The sequence below is a fragment of the Paraburkholderia tagetis genome, from assembly GCF_022213065.1.
Lineage (GTDB): Bacteria > Pseudomonadota > Gammaproteobacteria > Burkholderiales > Burkholderiaceae > Paraburkholderia > Paraburkholderia tagetis.
On record NZ_JAKLJA010000039.1, the window covers coordinates 1 to 23,209 of the forward strand.

Here is a 23,209-nt window from a genome sequence, read left to right on the forward strand (position 1 = left end):
GAATAGCACCGGAACCCATTTCTTCGCAAAATTCATCACAGAAAGGCAGGACCCCGAGACATTCGAGATGTTCCGACTGGGAACCTAGCCGAAAATGGGCTCGAATTCGGCACTCACGAGTTTCTCGGAATTCAGACCAAAACCGTCAGCTAACTTTTTAAGTGCTTTTGCATTGAGAGCCACAGCCATCTTTAGTTTCCCTCGTTTTTAATTTTTCTTTAATTCGACAAGAACACGAGAAAGCTCGCCGGCCGAATTGAATCCAACCGTAAGTTTCTTCTCGATTTGACCGTCTACCTGTTCGAACTTCCACGTTTCGTTTCCGTGGGGAGCGGTAGCTTCACCCGGACCGCCATGGGGAGATGGCTGCGGTGGCACGCGAACAAATTTCTTCGCGAATATCCGCTCGGTTCTATCAAAGTCAGGGCCACCTTCATAAACCCCAAAATTAAGGACTGCTGTGACTGAGCCAGATTGATGTGTTGTTTTTCCGCCTCCAAATCGGGCGCCGGAAGTTGATCCACCAAAAGATTCGGACAACTTTATTCGCGGAATCACCGATCCTGGCACGTTCGCCATAATCGAAATTTGACGATCCGCTCCGTTAGCGTCATCGAATATGCTAATTTCTTCTAGATTAAAAATATCTTTCAGATAGGCCTCGGTATAGAACGCATCTTGCAACAGGAGATCGTCGTCAAAAATGACCTTGAGGTTCTGAGCAAATTCGACGGAAGTTTTCGGCTTGGATATCATCTGCGTCACCCCTTCTCCACCTTGCGGGGAAGCGGACTGGTTTGTCGGCAAATCCGCTTGTTGTGCGGAATTCAGATGGCTCGTCAATGTGCGAGCCATTTGCGGCGCATCCTCCGGTTGCGCATAACGCAGGTTTCCCGGCAACGTGGTCGGCATATCGGACACCGGCGTCGGCTGCGCATAACTTATGTTGCTTGCCACGGTGGCGGTCGCCACTGCGGCTGCTGTCACGACTTTCATCAGTCTTGCTCCTCTCAAAAGCAGCGTTTAACAACCAGGTTACGGAGTTAATCGGACACACTCCGAACTCATTAAAAATAGATCTTTCTGAACGGCTTAAATGTCGGCCGCCACCCGGCAATTAGCTAGTCCAGCTTCCCGCATAACTTCGCCAAGCTAATCCCGCATCGATTTACGAATCCCGTCCTTGACCGGTTCGAGCAGGTAATCGAAGGCCGAGCGCGCATGTGTGCGGATATACACCTCGGTGCGCAGCCCGGGCCCGAGTGCGACTGGCTCCTTGGCAAGGCGGTTGGCCTTATCCAGTGCTTGCGCCGGAACCTCGACCCGCACCACGTAGAATCGAGTCCGCTTATCGCTGTCGGTCAGCGCGTCTGCCGAAATGTAAGTGACCTTACCGTCAAGCATCGGCGTAGTGCGCGAGTTGTAGGCCGTCAAGCGAACGTCGGCGTGGCTCCCCAGCGCAATCTCGCGCACATCGTCCGGCCTGATGTTCGCTTCCACGATTAGCGGCGCATTTACGGGGACGACGTCAACGATCGGCTCGCGAGGTGCCACCACCGCGCCAATCGTGTGCACCTTCAGTCCGACGATCACGCCCGCCACCGGCGCGCTCACGCGGGTCCGGGCCGACTGATCCCGGGCCGGACGAAGCCGCTCGCCGATCTGGATTGCGCGCGTAGTGGCATCCTTCAGTTCATCGTCGGCCGCTTTCACATAGTCGTGACGCAACCCGGCGATGCGAAGTTCGAGATCGGTCTGCCGCTGTTTGGCGCGGCTCAGATCGGCGGTGCCGGACTGGACCCGCGAGAGTGCGTCGGCCTCGGTCCGCTGCAAATCGAGCACCTTCGTTTCAGCGACGAAACCCTCCTGCTGCAAGGCTTCGTTGGTCCGCCGCTGCTGGCGTGCCATGTCGTAACTGCGGTTCATCGTCTGGATCAGTTGCGAACTGATGGCGATTTCCTGGCGAGTCTGCGCCAGTTCGGTGCGCAGCATCGTGCTCTGGTCGACGAACGCGCGCCGGCGTGCGACGAACAGCGAGGATTCGCGTGCCAACAATTCGGCGACACGCGGATCGTCGCGCTGATTTTCGAGCGCAGCCGGAAACGCCAGCGTTTCCTTCATCTCGCGCTCGGCCGAGAGTCGCGCGATCTTCGCCTGTTCCGCATCGGATTGCGCCTGCAACGCCGACAGTTCGGCCGCCGGGCCCACGTTGTCGAGCACAACCAGCACCTGGCCGGCCTTCACGCGGTCACCGTCCCGGACCAGGATTTGCTTCACGATTCCGCCTTCCAGATGCTGCACCGTTTTGCGCTCGCCTTCGGTGCGCACCGAGCCTTCCGCGACGACGGCACCGGAGAGCGGCGCGAGAGCGGCCCACCCACACATCAAACCGAGGCCCACGGCGACACCTGCAACACTGGCACCGATCAACCTGCGCGGCAGCGGCAGCATGCTGTCGGCGGATGCCACGGAATCAGGCCACCACCGTTTCACGGTTTCGCCCACGCGATGCAACCAAATGAACGTTCTCATCGGATGTGCTCCATCGCCGGTTCGAGCGTCGGCACCTGGGCCGCCTGCAGTGAGGACCGGCTCGCCTGCAGCGCAGCGAGCTCGATACCGGGAGGCATGCCGCTGGCGTCGTCGGTCCGGCTGGCCCCTGCGCGTGAACCGCTGTCGGCCTGCCCTGGTCCGTGCGGCGTTTCAAGCTGTTCCATTTGACCAGCGCGCAGCCGCAATATCTGGTCAGCCACCGCAAGCAGCGACGGCCGGTGGGTGACCGCGATGATGGTCACGCCATCGGCTTTCAGTTGGCGCAGCACGCGATCTAGCGCCGCTTCGCCCAGCATGTCCAGACTCGCGTTGGGTTCGTCCAGCAGCAGCACAGCAGGCTCCCCGTACAAGGCGCGCGCGAGGGCGATGCGCTGGCGCTGGCCGCCGGACAACAGCTCACCGGCGTCCCCGATCAGCGTCTCGTAACCCTCGGGGAGATTCAAGATCATCTCGTGGACCTCTGCTCGCTGTGCCGCCCGCACGATCGCGGCCGAGTCGAGTGGGAGCGGCTTCGCAGTCCGTGCGATGTTTTCCGCGACGGTGCCCGCGAACAGCTCGACGTCCTGCGGAACGTACCCGAGATACCGGCCCAAAGAAGATCTGGGCCACTGCGCCACGTCAGCGCCATCCAGCCGCACCGCGCCCGCCTGGGGACGCCAGAGCCCGGCGATGACCCGCAGCAACGTCGATTTTCCGGATGCGCTGTGCCCCGTGATCACCAACGTCTGGCCCGCGGCCAGCGTGAAATTGATGCCGCGCAGCAGCAGTCGTCCCAGCCCCGGCGTTCGCGACGGCACGCTGAACGAGATTTGCTCGACACGGATTTCGCCGGTCGGCGGCGGCAGCGCGATTGTTTCAGCCTCGATCTGAGCCGTGAGCAATGCGTTCAAACGAGGCCAGGCCTCGCGCAGTTCTCCTGCTTGCTTCCAGTTGCCGATCAACTGTTCAATCGGCGCCAGCGCCTTGCCGAGCAGGATGGTCGTAGCGAGCATCACGCCTGGCGTCGCATGGCCCGATATCACGAGCCACGCACCGGCGGCCATCATGATCACCTGAATCGCCTGCCGCAGCCCCTTGGTCACGTCGCGATAGAACGCGCTGCGGTCCGACACGTCGCGCTGCGCGGCGATGTAGTCGCGCTTGCGCGCATCCCATGCACCCACCAGGCTATCCACCATGCCCAGCACGGTCATGACTTCGGCATTGCGGATCAGGTGCTGGTAGAACGAATCCCCCTCCCGCTGCCGCGCGAGGTAAGACTCGATGCCCTTGCGCGTGAGCCGGTCGTTGACCAGGGCGACGCCAATCAACAGCAGCGCACTGATCACCGCAATCAGCGCCAGGGACCAGTGAAAGAGGCCGATGACGACCACGTAGACGACCAACCACGGGGCGTCGAAAAATGCGATCACGCCGGACCCCGCGAGAAACGCCCGCAACGTATTGATATCGCCCTGACTCGCGATCGCTCGTGACGGCAGCCGATGGGCGTGAGCAGAAATTTGCGCCTGCAACGCGAGTCGCTCGACCCGATTGCCAATCTGCACGCCCAAGTCCGACAAGATCCGGCTGCGGGCGATATCGACGCCCAGGTTCATCCCGAGTGCGATCGCCATGAAGGCCATCAGCATCAGCAGCGTTTGAATGCTCTGGCTCGGCAGCACGCGGTCGTAGACCTGGAGCAGGTAGATGGTCGGCGTCAACAGAAGCAAATTTGATGCGATACCGAACGCGGCCGCGATCAGCAGATGGCGTCTGATGAGTTGATACATTAGTGCATCTCCGATGCGCCGGAGGTCGGTGTACGCGCGGGAATATTCTCAACCAGTATCGTGTCGAGGGCAGCAAGGTCGGCCTCGCCCAGATCGGCGGTACTCGCTTTCAGCTTCAGCGCCTGCGCGAGCGTTTCCGCGCGGGCGCGCGCCAGGTTCCGCTGTGCCCGGTAGAGCTTGTCCCCTGCGTCGAGCACATCGGCGTTCACTCGAACACCGACCCGGTAGCCGGTCTGATTCGAGCGCAACGCGACAGTGGCGGACCGCACCGCGCTCGCAAGTGCATCGGTCTGCGCCAGCCCTCGCGTGACGCCCAGATAGGCGTCGTGGGCTGTGAGCCGGGCGCTGCGCTGGGCATCGTCCAGATCTTCGCGAGCCTTATCTTCCAGCGCAAGCGCTTCACGAACCTTGCTACGGGTCATCAGGCCGTCGGTCAGTGGCAACGATATCTGGATGCCGACGTAGCCGGAGCTGCCCCGGCTCGCTCCCGTATAGAAGTTCGTCTGACCGTTGATAAACGCCGCATTGCCGTTGCTGACATTGCCGACCAGGCCGACGGTGGGGTAGTCGCCAGCGCGTGCCTTGCTCCGCTCGCGGCTGGCAAGCTGGATCGCGATCATTTTCCGACGCACCCCGTAATCCGCGGTGGCCGCCGTGTCCATCCACTGTTCCAGCGTAGCTGGCTCCACGGGCGGCCAACGTGCATCGTCGCGCCATCCGTCTACCCTGTCGACGGGATGGCCGACAATCTTCTGGAGCGCCGCGTAGCTTGTATCGAGCTGCGTTTGTGCGGCGACTTCGTCGGCCCGTGCGGCATCGAAGCCGGCCAGCGCCTCATTCGTATCAACGATGGTCGCATCTCCCAGTGCGAAGCGGCGCTCCGCGAGCGCCAGTTGTTCCGCGACGGCCTTACGGTGGCCGAGGGCGAGCGCAAGATCGTCCTGCGCATTTAATGCGGTCAGATAGGCGTGGGCAACACGGAGGAGCAAGTCCTGCTTCGCTTGCGCCAGCGCAAGATCGGCATCCATCGCAAGGAGCTGGCCCTGCTGCCAGCTTTCCCACGCGGCCCAATTGAAGAGCGGTTGATTCAGCGTCAGGGTGAAGCCGTTGGTCGAATAGCCGGGTATGGTCTGCCCTGGAATCCGCACGCCATTGCGATAGATGACCTGCTGGATGCCAACTTGCGGCAGCAGTCCCGCCCGTCCTTGGGGCGCTTTTTCGATGCCCGCACGCCAGGCAGCCTCTGCACTCCTGAATGCTGCATCCGCCGCGAGCGCCTCGCTTGCGAGACTCCCCAGACTGGACGCGTTGGCGGTCGTCACCGGCGCAATCACGAGAAAGCATGTGATTGCCTTCACCGCATTACACACAGCGTGCCAATTACGCTCCGCCTTGCGATTGCGTTCTCGTGATATGCCCCATGTTTTTTGGCGGTGCCTGCTGCAGTTGCTCATCGTTTCCTTTATTCGCGCATCCGGTGCGGCAGCGCTCGATCAATGGCGCATGTCGTTGGGGCCGGAATCGGGGGGCCAGTCTGCAGCAGTGGCTTTGCTCCGTGCCGTGACTGAACTTGACGAATCAAACTGGTGAGCTGTTCGGCAAGATCGAGTGCCTGACCAAGCTCGGTGTGCATCGCGACCGCTCGGACCAATGCAACAAGGCGGCCGTGCGGCACTACGCGCGCCGCTGCACCAACCGCCCTCAATTCGTAAGCAAGGGTATCCGACCTTAAAGCTTACAAATACCTTAAATTGGCAATAAAACCGTGCATCGTGGGATGATTTGCCGCTCGTCAAGGGATCGACTCAGGCCGTTATTCGGAGAGTGAGACGAGCGGAGCGTGCGGAAGGCGAAGAAACGAGGATTGAAGCGGGATGTGAGGGGGAAACGCAAGCAAGGGGAAACGAGCGTCCCGTAGATACTTTTTGCCGCACATATGCGTGGCACATATGAGGACACCTACTCATTGGCAAGAAACGATGCAGGTGACATAGCCGCCTGCATCCGATCAACCAAATGCGCTCAATACCCCTCGTTTAACCAACCAACCCAGACATGCCTCTCGTATATGCCGCGCCTGCAGCCCGGCCACGCTTTAGCGTACACCTCCCCGCAGCGAGAGGCTGTCCGTGACGCCGGCCGGCGGCAGTTCCCCCCAAATCACGCAACCCCAAGGTTGCAATTGCGAAAGCCCAGTGCCAGTCTTTACGCAACCTCGAGGTTGCACTATGAACCCCGACAATTCCGATCTCGACCGTATCGAGAAACGCATCGTCCTGCGTGCGCCGCGCGAACGCGTATGGCGCGCGATCAGCGAGGCAAAGCAGTTCGGCATTTGGTTCGGTGTCGCATTCGACGGCAAATTTGCGGCGGGAGCCCGCATCACCGGATGCATCGCCCCGACGCAGGTCGACCCCGAGGTGGCGAAACTGCAGCAGCCCTATGTTGGCTTTCCATTCGATTTTCATATCGAGCGGATCGAGCCCATGAGTCTCTTTTCGTTTCGCTGGCATCCAAACGCGGTCGACCGCAATGCAGACTACTCGCGTGAGCCGATGACGCTGGTTGAATTCCGGCTGCAGGATGCGGACGAGGGCACACTGCTGACGATCACGGAATCCGGCTTCCATTCGATCCCGCTCGAGCGCCGAGCCCAGGCATTCACGAACAATGACGGTGGCTGGACGCATCAATCCAGGCTCATCGAGCAATACCTCGATCAATTCGCATCGTGATGCAGTCCTCAGCAAGCACTGCAAAAAAGCCCAACACGCCCAACAAGCTCCTCAGTGCAGCACCCGTGTTCGCCGCACTCGGAGACCCTGCGCGTCTGCGGATCGTCGCCAGACTATGCGAATCGGGTCCGCTTTCGATTGTGCGGCTCACCGAGGGCGCGGACATGACACGCCAGGCCGTGACGAAACATCTGCATGCGCTCTCGGACGCCGGCCTCGTGCGCAGCGAACGCAGCGGCCGCGAGAGCCTGTGGCGGCTCGACCCGCGGCGGCTGGAGGAGGCGCAACGCTATCTCGGCCAGATCTCCGCGCGATGGGATCAAGCACTCGTGCGGCTGACGGCCCTCGTGGAGAGCGAGGGTCGCGACGAGGCCTGAGTCCGCTTGAGTCCGCTTGAGCCTGCCAGAGTCCGCCACTCAGCGCCTTTCAGGCAGGCGACTCAAACTCGCTCATGCCCGCTCGAACACCTCAGGCGTGCCCGCGAAAACTCGCGCACAACCTGAACGAGTCCTCCGAAACAGGAATCTGCTTCGCCTTGCAATAGCGCGTGACGAGCTTCAGCAATTCCTTGATATCGCGCCCGCTCGCCTTCGGATACGCGTGCGTGAGCGTCTCGATCAACTCGTCGCCAAGCGCCGCGCCAAACTGCTCCGAAAGCACTTTCCAGAGGCGGAGCGCATCGGCTTTCGGCGGCGTTTCGTAGTGGATCGTCGCGATGCAGCGCGAGAGAATCGCATCGTCGACGTCGTCGATGCGATTGGTCGTCATGAACAGCAGCCCGGTGAAATACTCGAGCGTGCGCAGAAACTCCGCGACGATCGCATTGTGTTCGAGATCGTTGTCGCGGCGGCGAATATAGACATCGGCTTCGTCGAGCAGCAGCACCGCATCCCAGCGCATCGCGCGCCGCAGGATGCTCGAAAGCGCTGCGCCCACCGAGGACGCCGTCGTGCCTAGCTGCCCCGAATGCACGCGGTAGAGCGGCTTGCCCACTACTTCCGCGTAGATCTCGGCGGTCAGTGTCTTGCCGAGGCCAGGCGCGCCCTGGCAAAGAATCGTCGTGCCGCCCGACTTGCCCGGCACGACGTCCTGCACGAACACGTTCATGTTCGAAGTGAGAATGTCGATGAGATCGTGATGAGGCGCCGGCAAGACCAGCTTGTTGCGCAACTCGGGCTGGTATCGATATTCCTCCATGTTCTGCACATGCACCCAAATATTGCGGTGCCACTCCAGATGGAACAGGTGCACATAGCCGTGCAGCGGAATTTTCTCGAAGCCCGACTCGACGCCGGCCGATCGCCAGAATTCAGGATCACAAATCATTTCGAAGCGGCGTTCGAGACGTTCCTCGTCGTTCACGCACTTCGCGCTGATTCCGTCGATGATGCGCGTGAGCTCCACCGCGTCCTTCTCGCCCATCGTGAACGCCGCCTTCGTCACTACGAACTGCGCGCCAAAACGGCGCTGAAACTTCAGGAAGCGCTGTGCATGATGCTCGTATTCGCGCTTGAACTCCGCGCACTCCTTGTAGAAGCCGAACTCGGCCAGCAGTTCGGGAATCGTGCGGTTGACGATATCGTGGCGGTTGATCACGAGCGATGTCGTCATGCCGGAGCGGCGCTTGTGATAGTCGGTCAGTTCCGAATTGGCCGACTGCATCGTATTGGCCAGCATGTCGACCACGATGTACGGCATGCCCTGCTCCGGCTCGACATGGCGAATCCGGTGCACGAGCCACGGCAGCAACGTGCCATCCTTGTTGCGCTGATAGAGCCAGCCGTCAATCGGCTCGCGCGACAGGTACGCGACCAGCCCCGGCACCAGTTGGTCCAATGCCGGAATGACGCGCGCCTGCGGGGCGTTGTAGACATTGTCGAGCGCCAGCATCTGAAACATCAGCATGCGTTCGTTCTGCGTCTTGCTCAGCGCGTAGAGCGTATTGAGCGATCGCGCGTCGAACAGCTTGCTCGATACGATCATGTTGCCGTGGCACACGCCGTGCTCCTTGAGCCGCGTGGCAAGGGGCGATTCGGTTTCGATCATCCCGAGCAGAGGATGAATCAGTGATGCGGGTATTTCAAAATCCATGGGCAAGACCCCCGTTCGTTGCCGCCGCCATTGCGGCAGCACTCTTGCGCGTCACTCGCGTCACTTCAGGAAGAATTCGATTGCCATGCTGACGATGGGCGGATGGATCACATGCAGGCCGTTGAATTCGATGTACTGAACATCGTATCCGGCGGAGCGCAGTCTCCCGGCATTGGCGCGGCCGCTCGTCTCGATCGGCAACTGCTCGTCGGCGAGACCGTGCGCGATGAACACCTTCGGCGTGCCCTCCTGCGTGAAGACCGACATGAAGCCGCCGGAAAACGCGATCACGTGGCTCGCGATATCGCCGTTCGTCACGCCGATCGAGAGCGCATAGCTCGCGCCATCCGAAAACCCCGCGAACGCGAGACGCGCGGGATCGATCCGGTAGCGCGACGTGACGGCGGTAAGCGCCTGATGCAGCCGCTCCAGATCGGGGCCGTTGCCGCCGATCACGATGTCCCACGTTGGATAGGTCGAATGCGGCGCCAGCACCAGGAATCTGTTCTGCTGCGCGTGCTCTTCGATGAACGGCAGCACCTTCTCCGGAAAGCCCCCGGCGCCATGAAACATCACGAAAAGCGGAACGGGCGCCGCGTCGTCGAGGCCCGACGGCACGAACAACACGGCGTCGCGTTCGTCGGCGAGGCCCAGGGAATGGCGGCCCGGGGGCAAGCGGCCTTGGGTCGGCTCGGCGTGTGTGAAGGACAGGCGACCGAACAGCGATGGATCGAACATGACGGACCTGGAGATGGACACGAATCGAAGCCGATATCGTCACGGCTATTGTGATATATCATATATCACAACGCGAGGCGAAAGGAAAGACTGCTGACAGCGTAATCCTGCGCCGTGCGTCCGGTCTTTCTTGAATGGCGCAGAGGTTTCATGCCTCTCGCCCACTCCGCCGCATGGGTTCGCGAGATCAGCCCTTCTGAAACACGATCACCGCATACCGGCAAACGTGGGCGCTTTCGTTCTTGAAGACGCAGTCGCTCGGCGGTCCCAGTTCGAGACAATCGCCCGCGCCCAGTTCGTGGCGCTCGCCGCCTTCGATAAACACGAGGTCTCCGGCCAGCACCCAGATCAGTTGCCGGGCCTGCAAGTAGGCCGATGCCGGCATCGGGATTTCTGCCGCCGGCGGCAGATCGATTTCCACGAGGTTCAGCGGCGCAGCCGACTTGGGCGAAACGTGGCGCCGCACATACCCGCTTTGCGGATCCACCCACAGCGGCTGGTCCGCCGCACGCAACAGACGCCCCTCTTCGAGTTCGGCGAGCGCCAGCAACGCCGACATGCTCATGCCGAACGCCCCCGCCAGCTTCGCGAGCAGCGACGCCGTGGGGCTGCTCTCCCCGCGCTCGATCTTGTGGATCATGGCCCGCGACACGCCGGACCTGGCGGCGAGGTCGGTGAGCGACCAGCCGCGTCCCTCGCGTTCGCCTCGAATACGCGCGCCGATGCGTTGATCTATGCTGTCTAATATCGTGTACACTTGTTCCATTATAGTGGATTTAGTGAAGGGGCAGCCATGGAAATCCGCGATGCGGGTCCAGAGGACATCGACGGTATCACGGCAATCTATAACGACGCTGTGTTGCACACGACCGCGATATGGAACGACCAGACAGTCGATGCGGCCAACCGCAGAGCCTGGCTCGCCGACCGGCAAAAGCTGGGCTACCCCGTGCTGGTCGCCGTCGACGCTCACCAGAGCGTGCTCGGCTATGCGTCATTCGGCGACTGGCGCGCCTTCGACGGCTACCGGCATACGGTCGAGCATTCGGTCTACGTGCGCAACGACCAGCGCGGGCGAGGCCTGGGGCTGGCCCTCATGCAGATCCTGATCGGCCGCGCGCGCGAGATCGGCAAGCACGTGATGGTCGCGGGCATCGAGGCGAATAACGCCGGCTCCATCGGATTGCACGAAAAGCTCGGATTCGAGCACGTGGGGCACATGAAGGAAGTGGGCATGAAGTTCGGCGCGTGGCTCGACCTTGCCTTCATGCAGTTGAGGCTCGATGCGCGGGAGACGCCTGAGGCTTGATGCATACGGTGTGATGAAGGCAAGCTGACGCGCGCCCTGCACGAGGCTCACATTCAGGTTTCTCACACTTCTGGCGGCCAGCCCCTGGAATGGAATTCGTTGATTGGGGAACGCAGCCCCTATGCCGACGGTTCCTGCCAGTAACCTTCGCGCGCATAGAGCCCCGCGAAGAAGTCGAGAAACGCGCGCACCTTCGACGAGACGGTTTTCCTCGGCGGATAAACCCCCCACACGCCCGGCGTCGCGGTGGAAGTGCGCGCCTCCCAGCCGGGCAGCAAGCGCACCAGCTTGCCTTCGCGCAGCGCCCCGCCCGCGGCCCATTCGGGCAGCAGCGCGACGCCCATGCCCGCCAGCGCGAGCGAGAGCACGGCCTCGGTGTCGTCGACACGCAGACGCCCGCCGAGCTTCACCGTAACCTCGCCCGAACTGCTGCGGCCCGACGGGCTCACGATGACCCACTTGTCCTCGGCGGTCAGCGGAAAACGGATGGCCTCGTGCGACGCGAGTTCCGCGGGCGTGGCAGGATGGCCCCGCCGCGAAAGATACTCGGGGCTCGCGCAAACGATGCGCCGGTGCGTGGCAAGCTGCCTCGCCATCAGTTGCGAATCGGGAAGCACGCCGATGCGCACGGCCACGTCGATGCCGGCGTCGATGATGTTCACGATTTCGTCGGTCAGGACCGCATCGACGCTGATCTTCGGATAACGCGCCATGAACTCGGGCAGATGGCGGATCACATGCCTGCGCCCGAACGAAGTCGGCATGGTCACGCGCAGCACGCCCTGCGGAGCGCTATTGAGCGACGAGGCGGCCTCGCGCGCCTCGTCGAGGCTTTGCATCACCCGCAAGGCGCGCTCGCGAAAAACGCGTCCGCCCTCGGTGAGCGTGAGGCCGCGCGTCGAACGATTGAACAGCGAGATCCCAAGGTCGGCTTCGAGTTCGGAGATATAGCGCGAGACCGTGGACGTCTTGACCTCGATGCGCTCGGCCGCCTTGCTGAAGCTGCCCAGCTCCGCAGCCTGAAGAAATGCCCGAATCGCCAAAAAATAATCGATTACCACCTTGCCGCGCCTCCACCCGAGTCCCACCGTATTCGTTGGCCCGGAGATTGGCCGGGCGCCGTCGTTGCGCATTTTACCCGGCGAACGCGGGTGCAATTGGCGGCGCGGCTGATACCGGGATTTGATGTCGGCGGTTTTCAGTAATTATCGAAAAATTACTGAAATTTCCATCGTCGATCATTTTTCAGTAAAATATGAAAAATTACTGAAAACGGCTCCAGAGATGCTCGGCTCACCGCTTTATCAACGTCACGACCAGGCATTTTGCGCCCAGCTTGCGAACGTCGAACAAGCCGCCGCCGCGCAGGACGCGGTGCTTGTCGGCGCGCCGGGGACGATCCTCGAGCACAAGCGCGCGGGCCTCGTCTATTACGCCCGCCAGTTCATGAACCCGGAGGGCAAGAAGCAGGAGGAAAGCCTCGGCGGCCCGCAGGGCGACCCGGAAGTGGAAGCGCGCGTGGAGGCGATGCGCGAGCGCATCGTGCAAGGCAAGGACCTCGTGAACCGCATCCGCGAACTCGCGAAACTGGGTTTTCAGATCGCCGATAACAAGACCTACGCCACGATGGGCGTGCTGTACAACCACGGCCTCTTCCAGGCCGGCGCCGCGCTGATCGGCTCTCATGCCTATGCGGTGCTGCTCAACAGCCTCGGTATCAAGTCGGTCGCCTACGAGACGGAAGACGTCGATATTGCCCGCGCGCGGCAACTGGCGCTCCAGCACGTGCCCACGGGCGGCTTGCTCGCGATCCTGAAAGAGACCGGCATCGCGTTCGTGGAAGTGCCGTCGATGACACGCGGAGCGCCATCGACATCGTTCAAGCAAGCCGGCGCGACGCGCTTTCATGTCGACCTGCTCGTGCCTTCGGAAGACGATTCGTTCCCGACCGTCGCGGTGCCCGAATTGGGTGCGCATGCAACTGGTCTGCCCTATCTTGCCTTCCTGCTCGGCAAGTCGCAGATGGGCACGCTCATTTCGCGGCACGGCGCAGTTCCCGTGCGCGTGCCGGACCCGGCGCGCTTTGCGATTCACAAGCTGCTGGTGTCGCGCTTGCGCACCAACATGCTCATCAAGTCGCAGAAGGATGTGCACCAGGCATGCGTGATACTCGCCATGCTCGGAGACCACCGCAGCGGTGATATCGAGGATGCTTGTGAGGAACTGCCCGCTTCGGCTCGTGCGATTGTGCGCCGTGCGCTGCCTGAAGTGCGGCGTTTGCTAGGCGCGCATGAGGGGGCACTGGAGGAGTTTGAGGCGGGAATTGGGGGGGCAAGGTGAGGCAACGATGCGTGGTCAGGAAAATGCAACTTCTGCAAGGAACGTTGCGAAGTAGTCATCGTCCAGCCATCCAGAAACATGCTTCGACGCCTCGATGCGCTGGATTTCCTTCTGTCCTTTATCGGTCAGGATAGCAATCTGGAGTGTCGGGAGAAACTTCGTACTGGGGGGAGGTTTCTGGTCAACGGTCTGGATCAGACCTTGCGAGCGAAGCGACGTGAAAATTGCAGGTCGCTTGTGCCACGGTATTTGTCGATGCAAAGCAAGTCGGAGAGCTTCAAGTACAGTGCCATTGCTGAATTCCATGAGCGTCCTTTGGTGATCGGCTGAAACGTCCTTCTGGCTCTGAGCAAGCACAGTAGCACATGAAATGGTTCTTTCCGATGACACAGACAGGAAACCTTTCGTGTCCGGCGATAAAAACAAGCCAGGCGCGAACTAACAGATGGCTGTTAGAAGCTGATACCCGACGTTGCACCCTACCCGCGTTTGCGCAGCGGCTCGAGCAATCCCTTCAGGCCGTTATGGTCCAACTCGTGCATCAACGCGAGCAGCCGGCCGATCTCTCCCGGCGGGAACCCTTCGCGGGCGAACCAGTTAAGGTAATGCCCGGGCAGGTCGGCGATGAGCCGGCCCTTGTATTTCCCGAAGGGCATGGCGAGGGTGACAAGGCGTTCAAGGTCGGGGGCGTGCATGAGGGTATTGTGCACGGCTTTGCGCTCCCGCGCGCCCGGTGTCTCATAGCCCGTCGCGCCCCAAATCATCGATGATGAACTGACGGACCTTGCCAGATTTTCGTCGGAATCAACCACATGGCGTTCCGCCACGCGGTTATAGTGGCATGCACCTTCAAGCACTCAAGTTTCTTGCATATGTTCTCTGCCGCAATTTTCGACATGGACGGGTTATTGATCGATTCAGAGCGAACGATCATGAACACGTGGATAACCGTCGGACACGAACTCGGGGTTCATATCCGCCCTGTCGACTATGCCGAGATCATCGGCAGGTCGCTGCCCGAGTGCCACGCGATGCTGGCCAGGATGTTCGGAGCAGAACCGGTTTTTCAGGAAGCGCTTACACAAGTTCGGCAGCAGTTGCACTCGCCGACGACGCCACCCGTGTTTCCACTGAAGCTGGGAGTCCATCGCCTGCTGAGCGCGTTGACCCATGCGGGCATTCCATGCGCCGTGGCCTCGTCATCGAGCGGACAAGAGATTCGATCCCGGCTTGCACGGGTTGGCGTGCTCGATTTTTTTGGCGCGATTGCAGGAGGCGATGAAGTCGCCCGCGGCAAGCCGGATCCGGCCGTGTACGAGCTGGCGGCGTCCCGTCTGGGGAAATCGCCGGGCGATTGCCTGGCGTTCGAGGATAGCGAGAACGGTGTGCTCGCCGCGCATCGAGCGGGGATGCGGGTCGTGACGGTGCCTGATCTGAAGCAGCCGTCAGTCGAGGTCATCGGCGTCAGCTTGACGATACTCGAGAGCCTCGATCTGGCGACCGGGCACGTTTCCGGGTGGTTCGGCATAGAGGCGCTTCCCGCGTAAAAGTGCCAGCCGGTGTCAGCCGGCAAGCGCTTGCTTGCCGGCCAGGAAGCGTCCGTCAATCGATCGGCTGGCCGCGTTATTTACGGCGCCGGTGCAACAAAAACATCGGTCGGATTGGTTGCATTGCCTGTCGTTTGCACGAAGAACGGGACAAACTCCGTATCGGTCGCGCCCAACCCCTGATAGTCCCCGATGAAATACCCCTCGGCATAAGGCGCGGTTTTCATATCGAACGACCCCGCAATATGCAGCTCATTACCGAAATTCTGGCCCCCTCGGGGTGACGTGGTTCGCCAGTAGTCGGTCGGCAATGTCGTGTCCGTGGACTTGAGGGTACGGAAATCGTAGTAAGTGACGGCCACCGTGCCCGCCGAGTTGACCCGGACAGAGGGGTTGAACGCCGGCCGTCCCGAGGACGTATTCACGCGGATGGGTGCGCTCCATGTCTTGCCGCCGTCGGCGGACGTCGACAGCGCAATCTCGTCGAATTGCCCGCCATTGAAGCGCGAATCCTGCCAGGCGACATAGAGTTGCCCCGTTGCCGGATCAATCGCCGGTTCAGGAATGATGTCGCCGGTACGGACTGGCGTGCCGGTATTGGGATCGAAGACCGAGACCGTTTGCAGAGTCGCGATCACCTGCGGTGTTGTCCACGTAACGCCATCGTCGGTGGACTTGATGAACGCCACCCTGCCAGCCCCTTTATTGAATGGTGGCGTGATCAAGTTGAAGAAGTTGTAGAGCGTTCCATCCTGCTGATTGACCACGATCTGGTTGCCAATCGTCTGTTGCCGCGCGGGAACCTTCACGATTTCCGCAGGAGAGCTCCAGGTCTTGCCCCCATCCACGGTCTTCGAGAACAACGTCGGCCCCCGGTAAGCGGCCGTATGCAGATTCGCGTACGGATTGCCGTTCGGCAATTCGAGCCGGTCCCATACCGCATACGCAACGCCTGCCTTGACCGGATTCGCCGTCACCGATTCCTTGTCGTTGAAGAACTGCAATGTGGGCTCGTTGTTGGCGACAATCACGCTCAGGTTGCCCCAGGTCTGACCACCATCGCTGGACACCGCTGCGGCCACCGCATTGTTGTTATTGGACTGGTTGAACGAGATGGAGACGGCATAGGCCGTACCGTCGGGACCGATGGACACCCACGGGTCCGAGGCGCGCTCGTATCCGAGTCCGTTCGCGCACGCGCTAAAAGGCAGGGCCGTTTGCCCCCAGGTATGGCCGCCATCGAAGGAGAAACCGGCAACGAGGCCGTGAGCGCCGCCATTGGACCAGCGATCCTGCTGCCAGGCACCGATCAGGTTTGAAGTATTTTTTGGGTTCACGGCCAGCCACGGCTCGACCTCGGCATTCACAAAGACAACACTGCTGGACGATCCGCCAATAGTGCAACCCGCAAAGGGGCTTGGACCCGAGACCACTGTGGGCGCAGCCGAGGCCGGTGTACTTGCCGCGAGCGTTACCGCCACTGACACTCCGAGTAGAGCTGCACAAGACTTGTTGCGTCGCATGAAGGACTCCTTGTCACTATGCGGCCCGCAACAGCGTCAACGGTAATTTTCGTGGGAGCAACAAAGCATCAGGCGTGGCATGGCGCCTCCTGACCGGGGTATCAACGATGGTATCGTCGGCGCGCCTTGTTCATGCCTTTTCTCGCTCGCCACACTCGCTACCGCTTCAACTGCTACGGACCGTCAGCGCTGGTAACGCCAGCGCGGCGGTCACGAATCTGCAACACCAGTCATAAGTCGCTTTCCTGATGGCTGCCTGGTCACTGCAATCTGAAAACGCCGAACATTTGAAAACGCCGAACTCCGGTGCCATGGGTCGGCAGGGAGTGCATTTGAATCTAGGTCATACGAATGGCGTCGGCATGAAATTTTTTGTAACAGATCTGCAAGTCTCCCGCGCGCACCGTGCCTGTTTTGTATTTCCATGTATTCGTTATGCAGGATCCCCACCCGGATATGGAAAAAGCACCGTTTCCAGGTGCTTTTTCTATCGCATCGTTACGAATAATGGTAGCGACACTGCATAACGTATGTGACGCCGTCCTGAACGATGTACACGAGACGATCGACCTTCGTGATGCGTCGCGACCAGAACCCGGTAAGACTCCCCTTCAACGGTTCCGGCTTGCCGGTACCACGAAACGGATCTCGTGAGATTTCTTCGAGAAGCCCGTTGATCTCGCGAACGATTGCCATGTTTGTCGCTTGCCAGTGAAGGTAATCGTCCCAGGCATTGCTCGACCATGCCACTTCAACCGCGTTTACGGCTTCCGCCTTGTTTCTGGCCTTCTTTTTCTGCTGGTTCATCTATCAAGCCTCGCCTGGAGGTCTGGCCAGCGTTGAATTCAGCGATGGATTCACTAAGCCGCTTCGCGTTCACGGGTGAACCGAGCAAATGCAGCGTTTCCTGCATGCTGTTGAAGTCGTCCAGCGAGATCAGAACGACATGTTCCCCACGCTGCCTCGTGATGACAGCAGGTTCGTGATCACGGCACACGTCGTCCATCGCCTGCTTCAAGCCGGCTCGCGCCTCACTGAAAGTCAGGATGTTCATCAAGAGCTCCAAGGGATCCTGTCCGATCCCGGCAAGAAAAGTTAGCGATCAATAGACAAAATTTAGCGGTCGGTAGACGGACGTCAGGATTTAGCGGTCAGCAAGCAAGATTCAGTAGTCAGCGGTCGAATAGCCGGAGGCCCGTAGCAGCGGAACACAGGACAGTGTGAGAAGCATCCACCGCGCAGATCATTGTACCTAATATTGTACAATCCGTCAAACGCGCTCAAAGCGCAAACTGCCGCGAAAAGCGCCCCCAACAACGGGATCTGACATGACTCATTGCTCCTTTTTCGTTGGGACAGAGGACTGTGTACGCAATAAAAAAGCGGCGAGCCTATCTGCCTCGCCGCTTCTTCGCGCACCGCCCTACTTAGATCGAATCGCCCTTCACCACCTTGCCGCGTTGCAGGACATATTCCACGCGCTCGCCATCGTTGGCCACCACACCCATATCCACGAGCGGATCGCCATCGAGCACGAGAATATCAGCGATAGCCCCCGCCGCGATCACGCCCAGCTCGCCCTTCATGTTGACGATGTCGGCGGCCACGCTCGTCGCTGAACGCAGGGCCTCCAGGTTGCCGAGCACCTCGGCGCGAATACGGAATTCGCCGCACTGGAAGCCATGCATCTCGCCAAGCAGGTCCGAGCCGAAGCCCATCGGCACACCCGCCTTCGCATAGATCTCCAGCGATTCGCGGCCCGCGCGCTGCACGCTTGCGACTTTCGCCACGGAATCGGGCGGCAGCCCGAACTGCGCGCCGTGTTGCGCAAGCGCGTCATAGGTGACGAGCGTGGGAACAACAAAGGCGCCATGCTCGTGCATGAGCTTCGCGGCGGCTTCGTCGACGAGATTGCCGTGCTCGATCGTGCGCACGCCACAACGCACGGCACGTGCAATCGCGCGCGCGGTATAGGCATGCGCCATCACATAGGTGTTGGCCGCTTCGGCCTCGCCAACGATCGCGCGGATCTCGTCCTCCGAGTACTGCGTATTGGAGATCGGATCGACCGGCGAGGCCACGCCGCCCGAGGCCATGATCTTGATCTGCGTGGCGCCCTTCTGGAGTTCTTCGCGCACGGCAAGGCGCACGGCGTCTACACCGTCCACCACGCGTGCGATCGCGCCCGTGCGGAAGCAGCACGAGCAAGGTTCGAGCAGATCGCCGCGCGGGCGAAAATCGCCGTGGCCGCCGGTTTGCGAAAGCGCCTTGCCGGAGGGGAAAATGCGCGGGCCCGGCACGAGTCCGGTTTCCACGGCCTGCATCAGCCCCCAGTCGGCGCCGCCCGCGTCGCGCACGCTCGTGAAGCCGCGCGAGAGCATGGCCTGCATGATCGGCAGCGCGCGAATGGCCGCGAGGATATTCGGCTGTCCGGCGTTGGCGCCCAGATTCGCACTGGAGGCGAGCACGTGCACGTGACAGTCGATGAAACCGGGCATCACGGTCTTGCCGCGCGCGTCGATCACCCGGGCATTGGGGTAGTCGACCGGGCGGTCGGTGACTTCGACGATGCGCTCGCCTTCGATTACCACATGATGATGTTCGAGCAGCACGCCTTGCACGAGGTCGAGCACGTTGCCGCCCTGAATTATAGTCATGGACATATTCGTCATCCTTATTGAATTGCCGCGTCCGCACGCCGTGTGCCGTGCGGTACGTCCTTGACGAAGAACGTGCCGACCAGGCTGATCGCCGCGGCGACGACCACGTATAGCGCGGGCGCCATGTTGCTGCCCGTGCGGGCAATCAGCCACGTGATCAGGAACGGCGCGAAGCCGCCGAAGATCGTGACCGCGAAATTGTAGGCAACCGAAAGCCCCGTCGAGAGCACCCGGGTGGGAAAGAGCTCAGCGAAGGCGGCCAGGATCGGCCCGGTATAGGCGGCAATCAACACGCCGAACACGATCTGGAACACGAGCATCGAGGTGAGCCCGGGCGCCCGGTTGATCCACGCGAACATGGGCCACGCGAGCACCAGGATCGCCAGCGCGGCGCCGCTGAGAAACACGCGGCGGCCCCAGAGATCGGCGAGCTTGCCGACCACGGGCGAGCAGCACATGATCATGAGGCCGCCCACCATGCCGGCGAAGAAGCCCGTCGATTGCGGCAGATGCAGCGTGCGCACCGAGTAGGTCGGCATGTAGAAGAGCAGCACGTAAGTGCAGACGGTCCAGAGAATGACCATCGAAAAACTCGCGAACGTCTCGCGCGGAAAGCGTTCGAGCACTTCCTTGAGCGGCGACTGCTCCTTGCCCTGCTCTTCCATGGCGCTGAACGCAGGCGTTTCGTCCATCTGGCTGCGGATGAAGTAGCCCACCGGCCCGACCAGAATGCCGAGCAGGAACGGCACGCGCCAGCCCCAGCTATACAGTGCCTGGGTGTCGAGCGACGTCGTGACGAAGGTGCCCACGGCCGCGCCCAGCAACACGGCGAAACCGATGCTCGACTGAATCCAGCTCGAGTAGTACGCGCGCTTTTCAGGCGGGGCGTACTCGGTGAGAAACGCCGTGGCGCCGCCCATTTCGCCGCCTGCGGAAAAGCCTTGCAGCAGCCGCGCGATCACGATCAGCAACGGCGCTGCGATGCCCGCCTGGTCGTAAGTGGGCGCGAGGCCGATGAGTGCCGTGCCGAGCGCCATCAGCAAAATGGTGAGCGAGAGCGCTGCCTTGCGGCCGACCTTGTCGGCGTAGACGCCCAGCACGATGCCGCCCACGGGGCGCATGACGAAGCCCACACCGAAGGTCGCCACGGTGAGCAGCACGGAGCTCAGTTCATTGCCGGTTGGAAAGAACAGCTTCGCGATGACGACGGCGAAGAAGCTGTAGACGGTAAAGTCGAACCATTCGAGGCCGTTGCCCAGCACGGTTGCGATAACGGCGCGGCGGCGCTGCCGCGCGGCCACCTGGACAGAGGGCACCGCACTCTGTGAAAGCGTTCCTTGCATCGTCTCCTCCTTTTTCTGATCAAAGCCGGGGCTTGCCCGCATGATCGACATGCTAAGGACAATCCCGCTTATTTCTGAAACGAAAGATTCGCATGCTTGCATGCGCTGGGCGCATGCGAGACGCATTTACGTCGATTTAAACTGGTGCTTTTTTAAGCTGGTGATTTTTTAAGCTGGCGCGTGGGCCTGCTCGAACAGCCAGCGTGTGAAAATACGCGCCGCCTGGTTCTCCGCGCGATCGTTGGGCGAAAGCACGTAGTAACCGCCGCCGTGGCTGGCCGCCGCCGGCGTGATGCGCACGAGCAGGCCATCGCTCAGGCACGCATCGATCATATAGCGCCACCCCAGCGCGATACCCTGGCCGAGTATCGCCATCTGCACGATTTGTGGGTAGTGGTTGATCGTGATGCTACGCGGCGCCTTGGGCATCTCCACGCCGTTCAGGCCAAGCCATTCGGGCCACGACATCCACTGGCGCTGCCCGTCTTCGAGCAGCAGCAGCGTCTCGTTGGCGAGATCGCCCGCAGCGAGCGTGCGGCCCGCCAGGTAGGCGGGCGAGCAAACGGGAAAAACCTCTTCGTGAAAGAGCCGGCGCGCGGTATAAGACGCGGGCGCTTGCTGACGCACGTAATAGACGCCCACATCGAATTCCGCCGGCGACATCGAAGCGAGACCGTCGCGCACGATCAGGCGCAGCTTGATATTTGGATGGGCCGCGATAAAAGCGGGAAGCCGTGGCGTAAGCCAGAGGACCGAGACGCCCGAGGAGCATGCGACCGTCAGTTCGAGATCGCCATAATGCTTCATGACGTCGAGCGTGGCTTCGGCGCATTGTGCGAGCAGCCGCTGAACCTGCGCCGCGTACTGCTCGCCCGCGATCGTGAGACGCACCGAGCGATGCTCGCGCACGAATAGCGAGCGCCCGAGAAATTCCTCGAGTTGCTGGATCTGGCGGCTGATCGCGCTTTGCGTCAGGTGCAGTTCGCTGGCTGCCCGCGTAAAGCTCGCATGCCGCACGGCGGCTTCGAAGGCGACCAGACACGGAAGCGGCGGTAGAGGTGTGATACGCATGGCGGGCGCAAGCATGGATTGCAATTCCCGCATGATAGATCGTCGCCGGGCCTGCGCGGCATCTTTGGAAAAACCGGCGCCACCCGCCAGGCCGTGCTCGTGAAAACGCTGCTCAATAGCGTTGTGTCGATGGTTTGTCGATGGTTTGAAACACCACTCAGTCAACCGCCGTCCGCGTAGGCACCTTCGCCGTGAATTTGCGCAGGCGATGCGCGAGCCGATGCGACGGTCGCTCGACCGCACAATAGAACGCATAGCTCGTTGCTACCGCAACGGTCATCGTCACGAGCCAGGCAAGCGTCTGTCCCTGCGGATACCCAGTCTGGCCAAGAATAGCCAGCGCAAGTTTATGGCACAGATACAGGCTGTACGACCACGCGCCAAGCGCACCGGCATAACGCCAGAACACGCTGCGACCCTGGGTGGCCGTTTCCGCCGCGATCCAGGCGGCCACAATGAACTGGAACACCGGTAGCGTGATATCCGGCCCGATGAACGGCAGGAAAGCAGGCTTGATGTGCGAGGTAGAGGCGAGCAGGAACGTGAACGACCCCATCGCCACGATAGCCATGCGCGCGGCGGCCAGATGGTTCGCGAGCCAGCCCGACACCGCCGCAAGACAACGCGCGATGCCTGCCGTGAGCGCCGATGCGCGAAAGCTCGATCGGCCGTCGATGGCGGTGCGATGCATCTCGGCCACGAGACAGCCGAGCAGCCAGCCCGGCAAATACAGGAACGCAGTACCGGCCACGCCATAGTTTTCGTAGACGCAATGCGCGCACACGAGTTGCGTATGCGTGTGCCGATACCAGACCATCACGGCGGCGGCGAGCGCCACGCCGACGATCATTTCCCCCACGTAGCGAAAGCGGCTGCGCAGCAGCGGATAGATCGTGTAATAGACCAACTCGCAGTAAAGGGACCAGAGCACCGATTCCAGCAGATTGGCTGCGTTGCCGAGCGGCTGGCAGAGCAGCGCAACCACGGCGAGCGGCAAGCCGATGCGCACATAACGCGATGCGAAATAATTAATGGGCCGCAGCGTGGCATCGCGGTGATATGCGTTGTGAATGCAATAACCGGAAATAACAAAAAAAACGATTACCGCGGCCGGGCCCGCGAACAACAACACGGAGCCGGACCATAGCGCGCCGCCAACACTCGCCAGCGAGGCTGGAAAGAACGCCTTGAACGGCGGCGGGCCGAAATGATAGAGCATGACCCAGAGTGCAGCCATGAACCGGATCGCGTCGATTTTCAGCGATTTGGCCGACGGCGCGCGGGACGCAGACGCTCCGGACATGATGTGCCCCTTTTGGTAGTGAATGGCTGGAGCCTACCTTCGCCGGTCGTTAAAAAAAACATAAATAAATCGACTCGTTCGAGCGTGGCGCGGCCGAACTGTACTCTTCCGGCCCGCCCCGATTTGTGCATTTCGCGACTGTGCTTGTCCCCTTACCCTTTCATCATCGCTTCGTCGCCTCAATACACGCGACGACATGAATCTGGAGCTTGATGAATGGAAGG

At 61.2% G+C, this 23,209-nt stretch carries 22 protein-coding genes; 5 read left to right on the plus strand and 17 right to left on the minus strand.

The genetic code is table 11. From position 1 onward, the window contains the following. Positions 1 to 207 precede the first annotated feature (207 nt). The 4 genes from L5014_RS30435 to L5014_RS30450 all read right to left on the minus strand — a co-directional run bounded on the left by L5014_RS30435 (position 208) and on the right by L5014_RS30450 (position 5,779). Entirely contained in the window at positions 208 to 996 is a 789-nt protein-coding gene (locus L5014_RS30435) for a hypothetical protein (protein ID WP_238467508.1), read from the minus strand. Between the two features lie 156 nt (positions 997 to 1,152). Next, positions 1,153 to 2,505, minus strand: coding sequence for an HlyD family type I secretion periplasmic adaptor subunit (locus L5014_RS30440; protein ID WP_238467509.1), 1,353 nt, complete (start codon positions 2,503 to 2,505; stop codon positions 1,153 to 1,155). Positions 2,506 to 2,528: 23 nt separating this feature from the next. After that, the gene (locus L5014_RS30445) at positions 2,529 to 4,325 is read right to left on the minus strand and encodes a type I secretion system permease/ATPase (RefSeq protein WP_238467510.1); all 1,797 of its coding nucleotides are present in this window, start codon (positions 4,323 to 4,325) and stop codon (positions 2,529 to 2,531) included. Further along, on the minus strand, positions 4,325 to 5,779 hold the full coding sequence (locus tag L5014_RS30450; RefSeq protein ID WP_238467511.1) for a TolC family outer membrane protein: 1,455 nt from the start codon (positions 5,777 to 5,779) through the stop codon (positions 4,325 to 4,327). Before L5014_RS30450 ends, L5014_RS30445 begins: the two co-directional genes overlap by 1 nt. 774 nt (positions 5,780 to 6,553) lie before the next feature. Here L5014_RS30450 and L5014_RS30455 point away from each other — a divergent pair. Continuing rightward, on the plus strand, positions 6,554 to 7,060 hold the full coding sequence (locus L5014_RS30455) for an SRPBCC family protein (RefSeq protein ID WP_238467560.1): 507 nt from the start codon (positions 6,554 to 6,556) through the stop codon (positions 7,058 to 7,060). A gap of 65 nt (positions 7,061 to 7,125) precedes the next feature. Then, the gene (locus L5014_RS30460) at positions 7,126 to 7,437 is read left to right on the plus strand and encodes an ArsR/SmtB family transcription factor (protein WP_238467512.1); all 312 of its coding nucleotides are present in this window, start codon (positions 7,126 to 7,128) and stop codon (positions 7,435 to 7,437) included. A gap of 91 nt (positions 7,438 to 7,528) precedes the next feature. On the opposite strand, the gene L5014_RS30465 is transcribed toward L5014_RS30460, so the two are convergent. The 3 genes from L5014_RS30465 to L5014_RS30475 form a co-directional block, all read right to left on the minus strand. Further along, entirely contained in the window at positions 7,529 to 9,151 is a 1,623-nt protein-coding gene (locus L5014_RS30465) for an ATP-binding protein (RefSeq protein ID WP_238467513.1), read from the minus strand. A 60-nt stretch (positions 9,152 to 9,211) separates the two neighbouring features. After that, complete coding sequence (locus tag L5014_RS30470) at positions 9,212 to 9,889, minus strand: alpha/beta hydrolase (protein WP_238467514.1); 678 nt, start codon at positions 9,887 to 9,889, stop codon at positions 9,212 to 9,214. A gap of 187 nt (positions 9,890 to 10,076) precedes the next feature. Further along, entirely contained in the window at positions 10,077 to 10,646 is a 570-nt protein-coding gene (locus tag L5014_RS30475; RefSeq protein ID WP_238467515.1) for a helix-turn-helix domain-containing protein, read from the minus strand. 36 nt (positions 10,647 to 10,682) lie between these two features. Between L5014_RS30475 and L5014_RS30480 the strand changes: the two genes are divergently transcribed. Beyond that, on the plus strand, positions 10,683 to 11,198 hold the full coding sequence (locus L5014_RS30480; RefSeq protein ID WP_238467516.1) for a GNAT family N-acetyltransferase: 516 nt from the start codon (positions 10,683 to 10,685) through the stop codon (positions 11,196 to 11,198). A 119-nt stretch (positions 11,199 to 11,317) separates the two neighbouring features. Here L5014_RS30480 and L5014_RS30485 read toward each other — a convergent pair whose 3' ends face one another. Further along, entirely contained in the window at positions 11,318 to 12,253 is a 936-nt protein-coding gene (locus tag L5014_RS30485; protein ID WP_238467561.1) for a LysR family transcriptional regulator, read from the minus strand. A gap of 229 nt (positions 12,254 to 12,482) precedes the next feature. On the opposite strand from L5014_RS30485, the gene L5014_RS30490 reads away from it, so the two are divergent. Further along, positions 12,483 to 13,538, plus strand: coding sequence for a GSU2403 family nucleotidyltransferase fold protein (locus tag L5014_RS30490; protein WP_238467517.1), 1,056 nt, complete (start codon positions 12,483 to 12,485; stop codon positions 13,536 to 13,538). Between the two features lie 15 nt (positions 13,539 to 13,553). Here L5014_RS30490 and L5014_RS30495 read toward each other — a convergent pair whose 3' ends face one another. Then, positions 13,554 to 13,844, minus strand: coding sequence for a hypothetical protein (locus tag L5014_RS30495; protein WP_238467518.1), 291 nt, complete (start codon positions 13,842 to 13,844; stop codon positions 13,554 to 13,556). A 173-nt stretch (positions 13,845 to 14,017) separates the two neighbouring features. Beyond that, positions 14,018 to 14,233 (minus strand): DUF3820 family protein, encoded by a 216-nt coding sequence (locus L5014_RS30500; protein ID WP_238467562.1) that lies wholly within the window; start codon positions 14,231 to 14,233, stop codon positions 14,018 to 14,020. 177 nt (positions 14,234 to 14,410) lie between these two features. Here L5014_RS30500 and L5014_RS30505 point away from each other — a divergent pair, with 177 nt between their 5' ends. After that, complete coding sequence (locus tag L5014_RS30505) at positions 14,411 to 15,085, plus strand: HAD family hydrolase (protein ID WP_238467563.1); 675 nt, start codon at positions 14,411 to 14,413, stop codon at positions 15,083 to 15,085. Positions 15,086 to 15,165: 80 nt separating this feature from the next. Here L5014_RS30505 and L5014_RS30510 read toward each other — a convergent pair whose 3' ends face one another. From L5014_RS30510 to L5014_RS30540, 7 genes are all read right to left on the minus strand, one after another. Beyond that, the gene (locus tag L5014_RS30510) at positions 15,166 to 16,608 is read right to left on the minus strand and encodes a sialidase family protein (RefSeq protein WP_238467519.1); all 1,443 of its coding nucleotides are present in this window, start codon (positions 16,606 to 16,608) and stop codon (positions 15,166 to 15,168) included. 498 nt (positions 16,609 to 17,106) lie between these two features. Then, positions 17,107 to 17,415, minus strand: coding sequence for a Txe/YoeB family addiction module toxin (locus tag L5014_RS30515; protein ID WP_238467520.1), 309 nt, complete (start codon positions 17,413 to 17,415; stop codon positions 17,107 to 17,109). Beyond that, a complete protein-coding gene (locus L5014_RS30520) occupies positions 17,360 to 17,662 on the minus strand; it encodes a type II toxin-antitoxin system Phd/YefM family antitoxin (RefSeq protein ID WP_238467521.1) in 303 nt (100 codons plus the stop codon). Before L5014_RS30520 ends, L5014_RS30515 begins: the two co-directional genes overlap by 56 nt. 373 nt (positions 17,663 to 18,035) lie before the next feature. Further along, positions 18,036 to 19,271: a metal-dependent hydrolase family protein gene (locus L5014_RS30525; protein ID WP_238467522.1), complete on the minus strand. Its 1,236-nt coding sequence runs from the start codon at positions 19,269 to 19,271 to the stop codon at positions 18,036 to 18,038. Positions 19,272 to 19,282: 11 nt separating this feature from the next. Next, complete coding sequence (locus tag L5014_RS30530) at positions 19,283 to 20,611, minus strand: MFS transporter (protein WP_238467523.1); 1,329 nt, start codon at positions 20,609 to 20,611, stop codon at positions 19,283 to 19,285. A 168-nt stretch (positions 20,612 to 20,779) separates the two neighbouring features. Continuing rightward, on the minus strand, positions 20,780 to 21,682 hold the full coding sequence (locus L5014_RS30535; protein WP_238467524.1) for a LysR substrate-binding domain-containing protein: 903 nt from the start codon (positions 21,680 to 21,682) through the stop codon (positions 20,780 to 20,782). 157 nt (positions 21,683 to 21,839) lie between these two features. Beyond that, on the minus strand, positions 21,840 to 22,985 hold the full coding sequence (locus tag L5014_RS30540) for an acyltransferase family protein (RefSeq protein ID WP_274389577.1): 1,146 nt from the start codon (positions 22,983 to 22,985) through the stop codon (positions 21,840 to 21,842). Between the last annotated feature and the right edge of the window lie 224 nt (positions 22,986 to 23,209).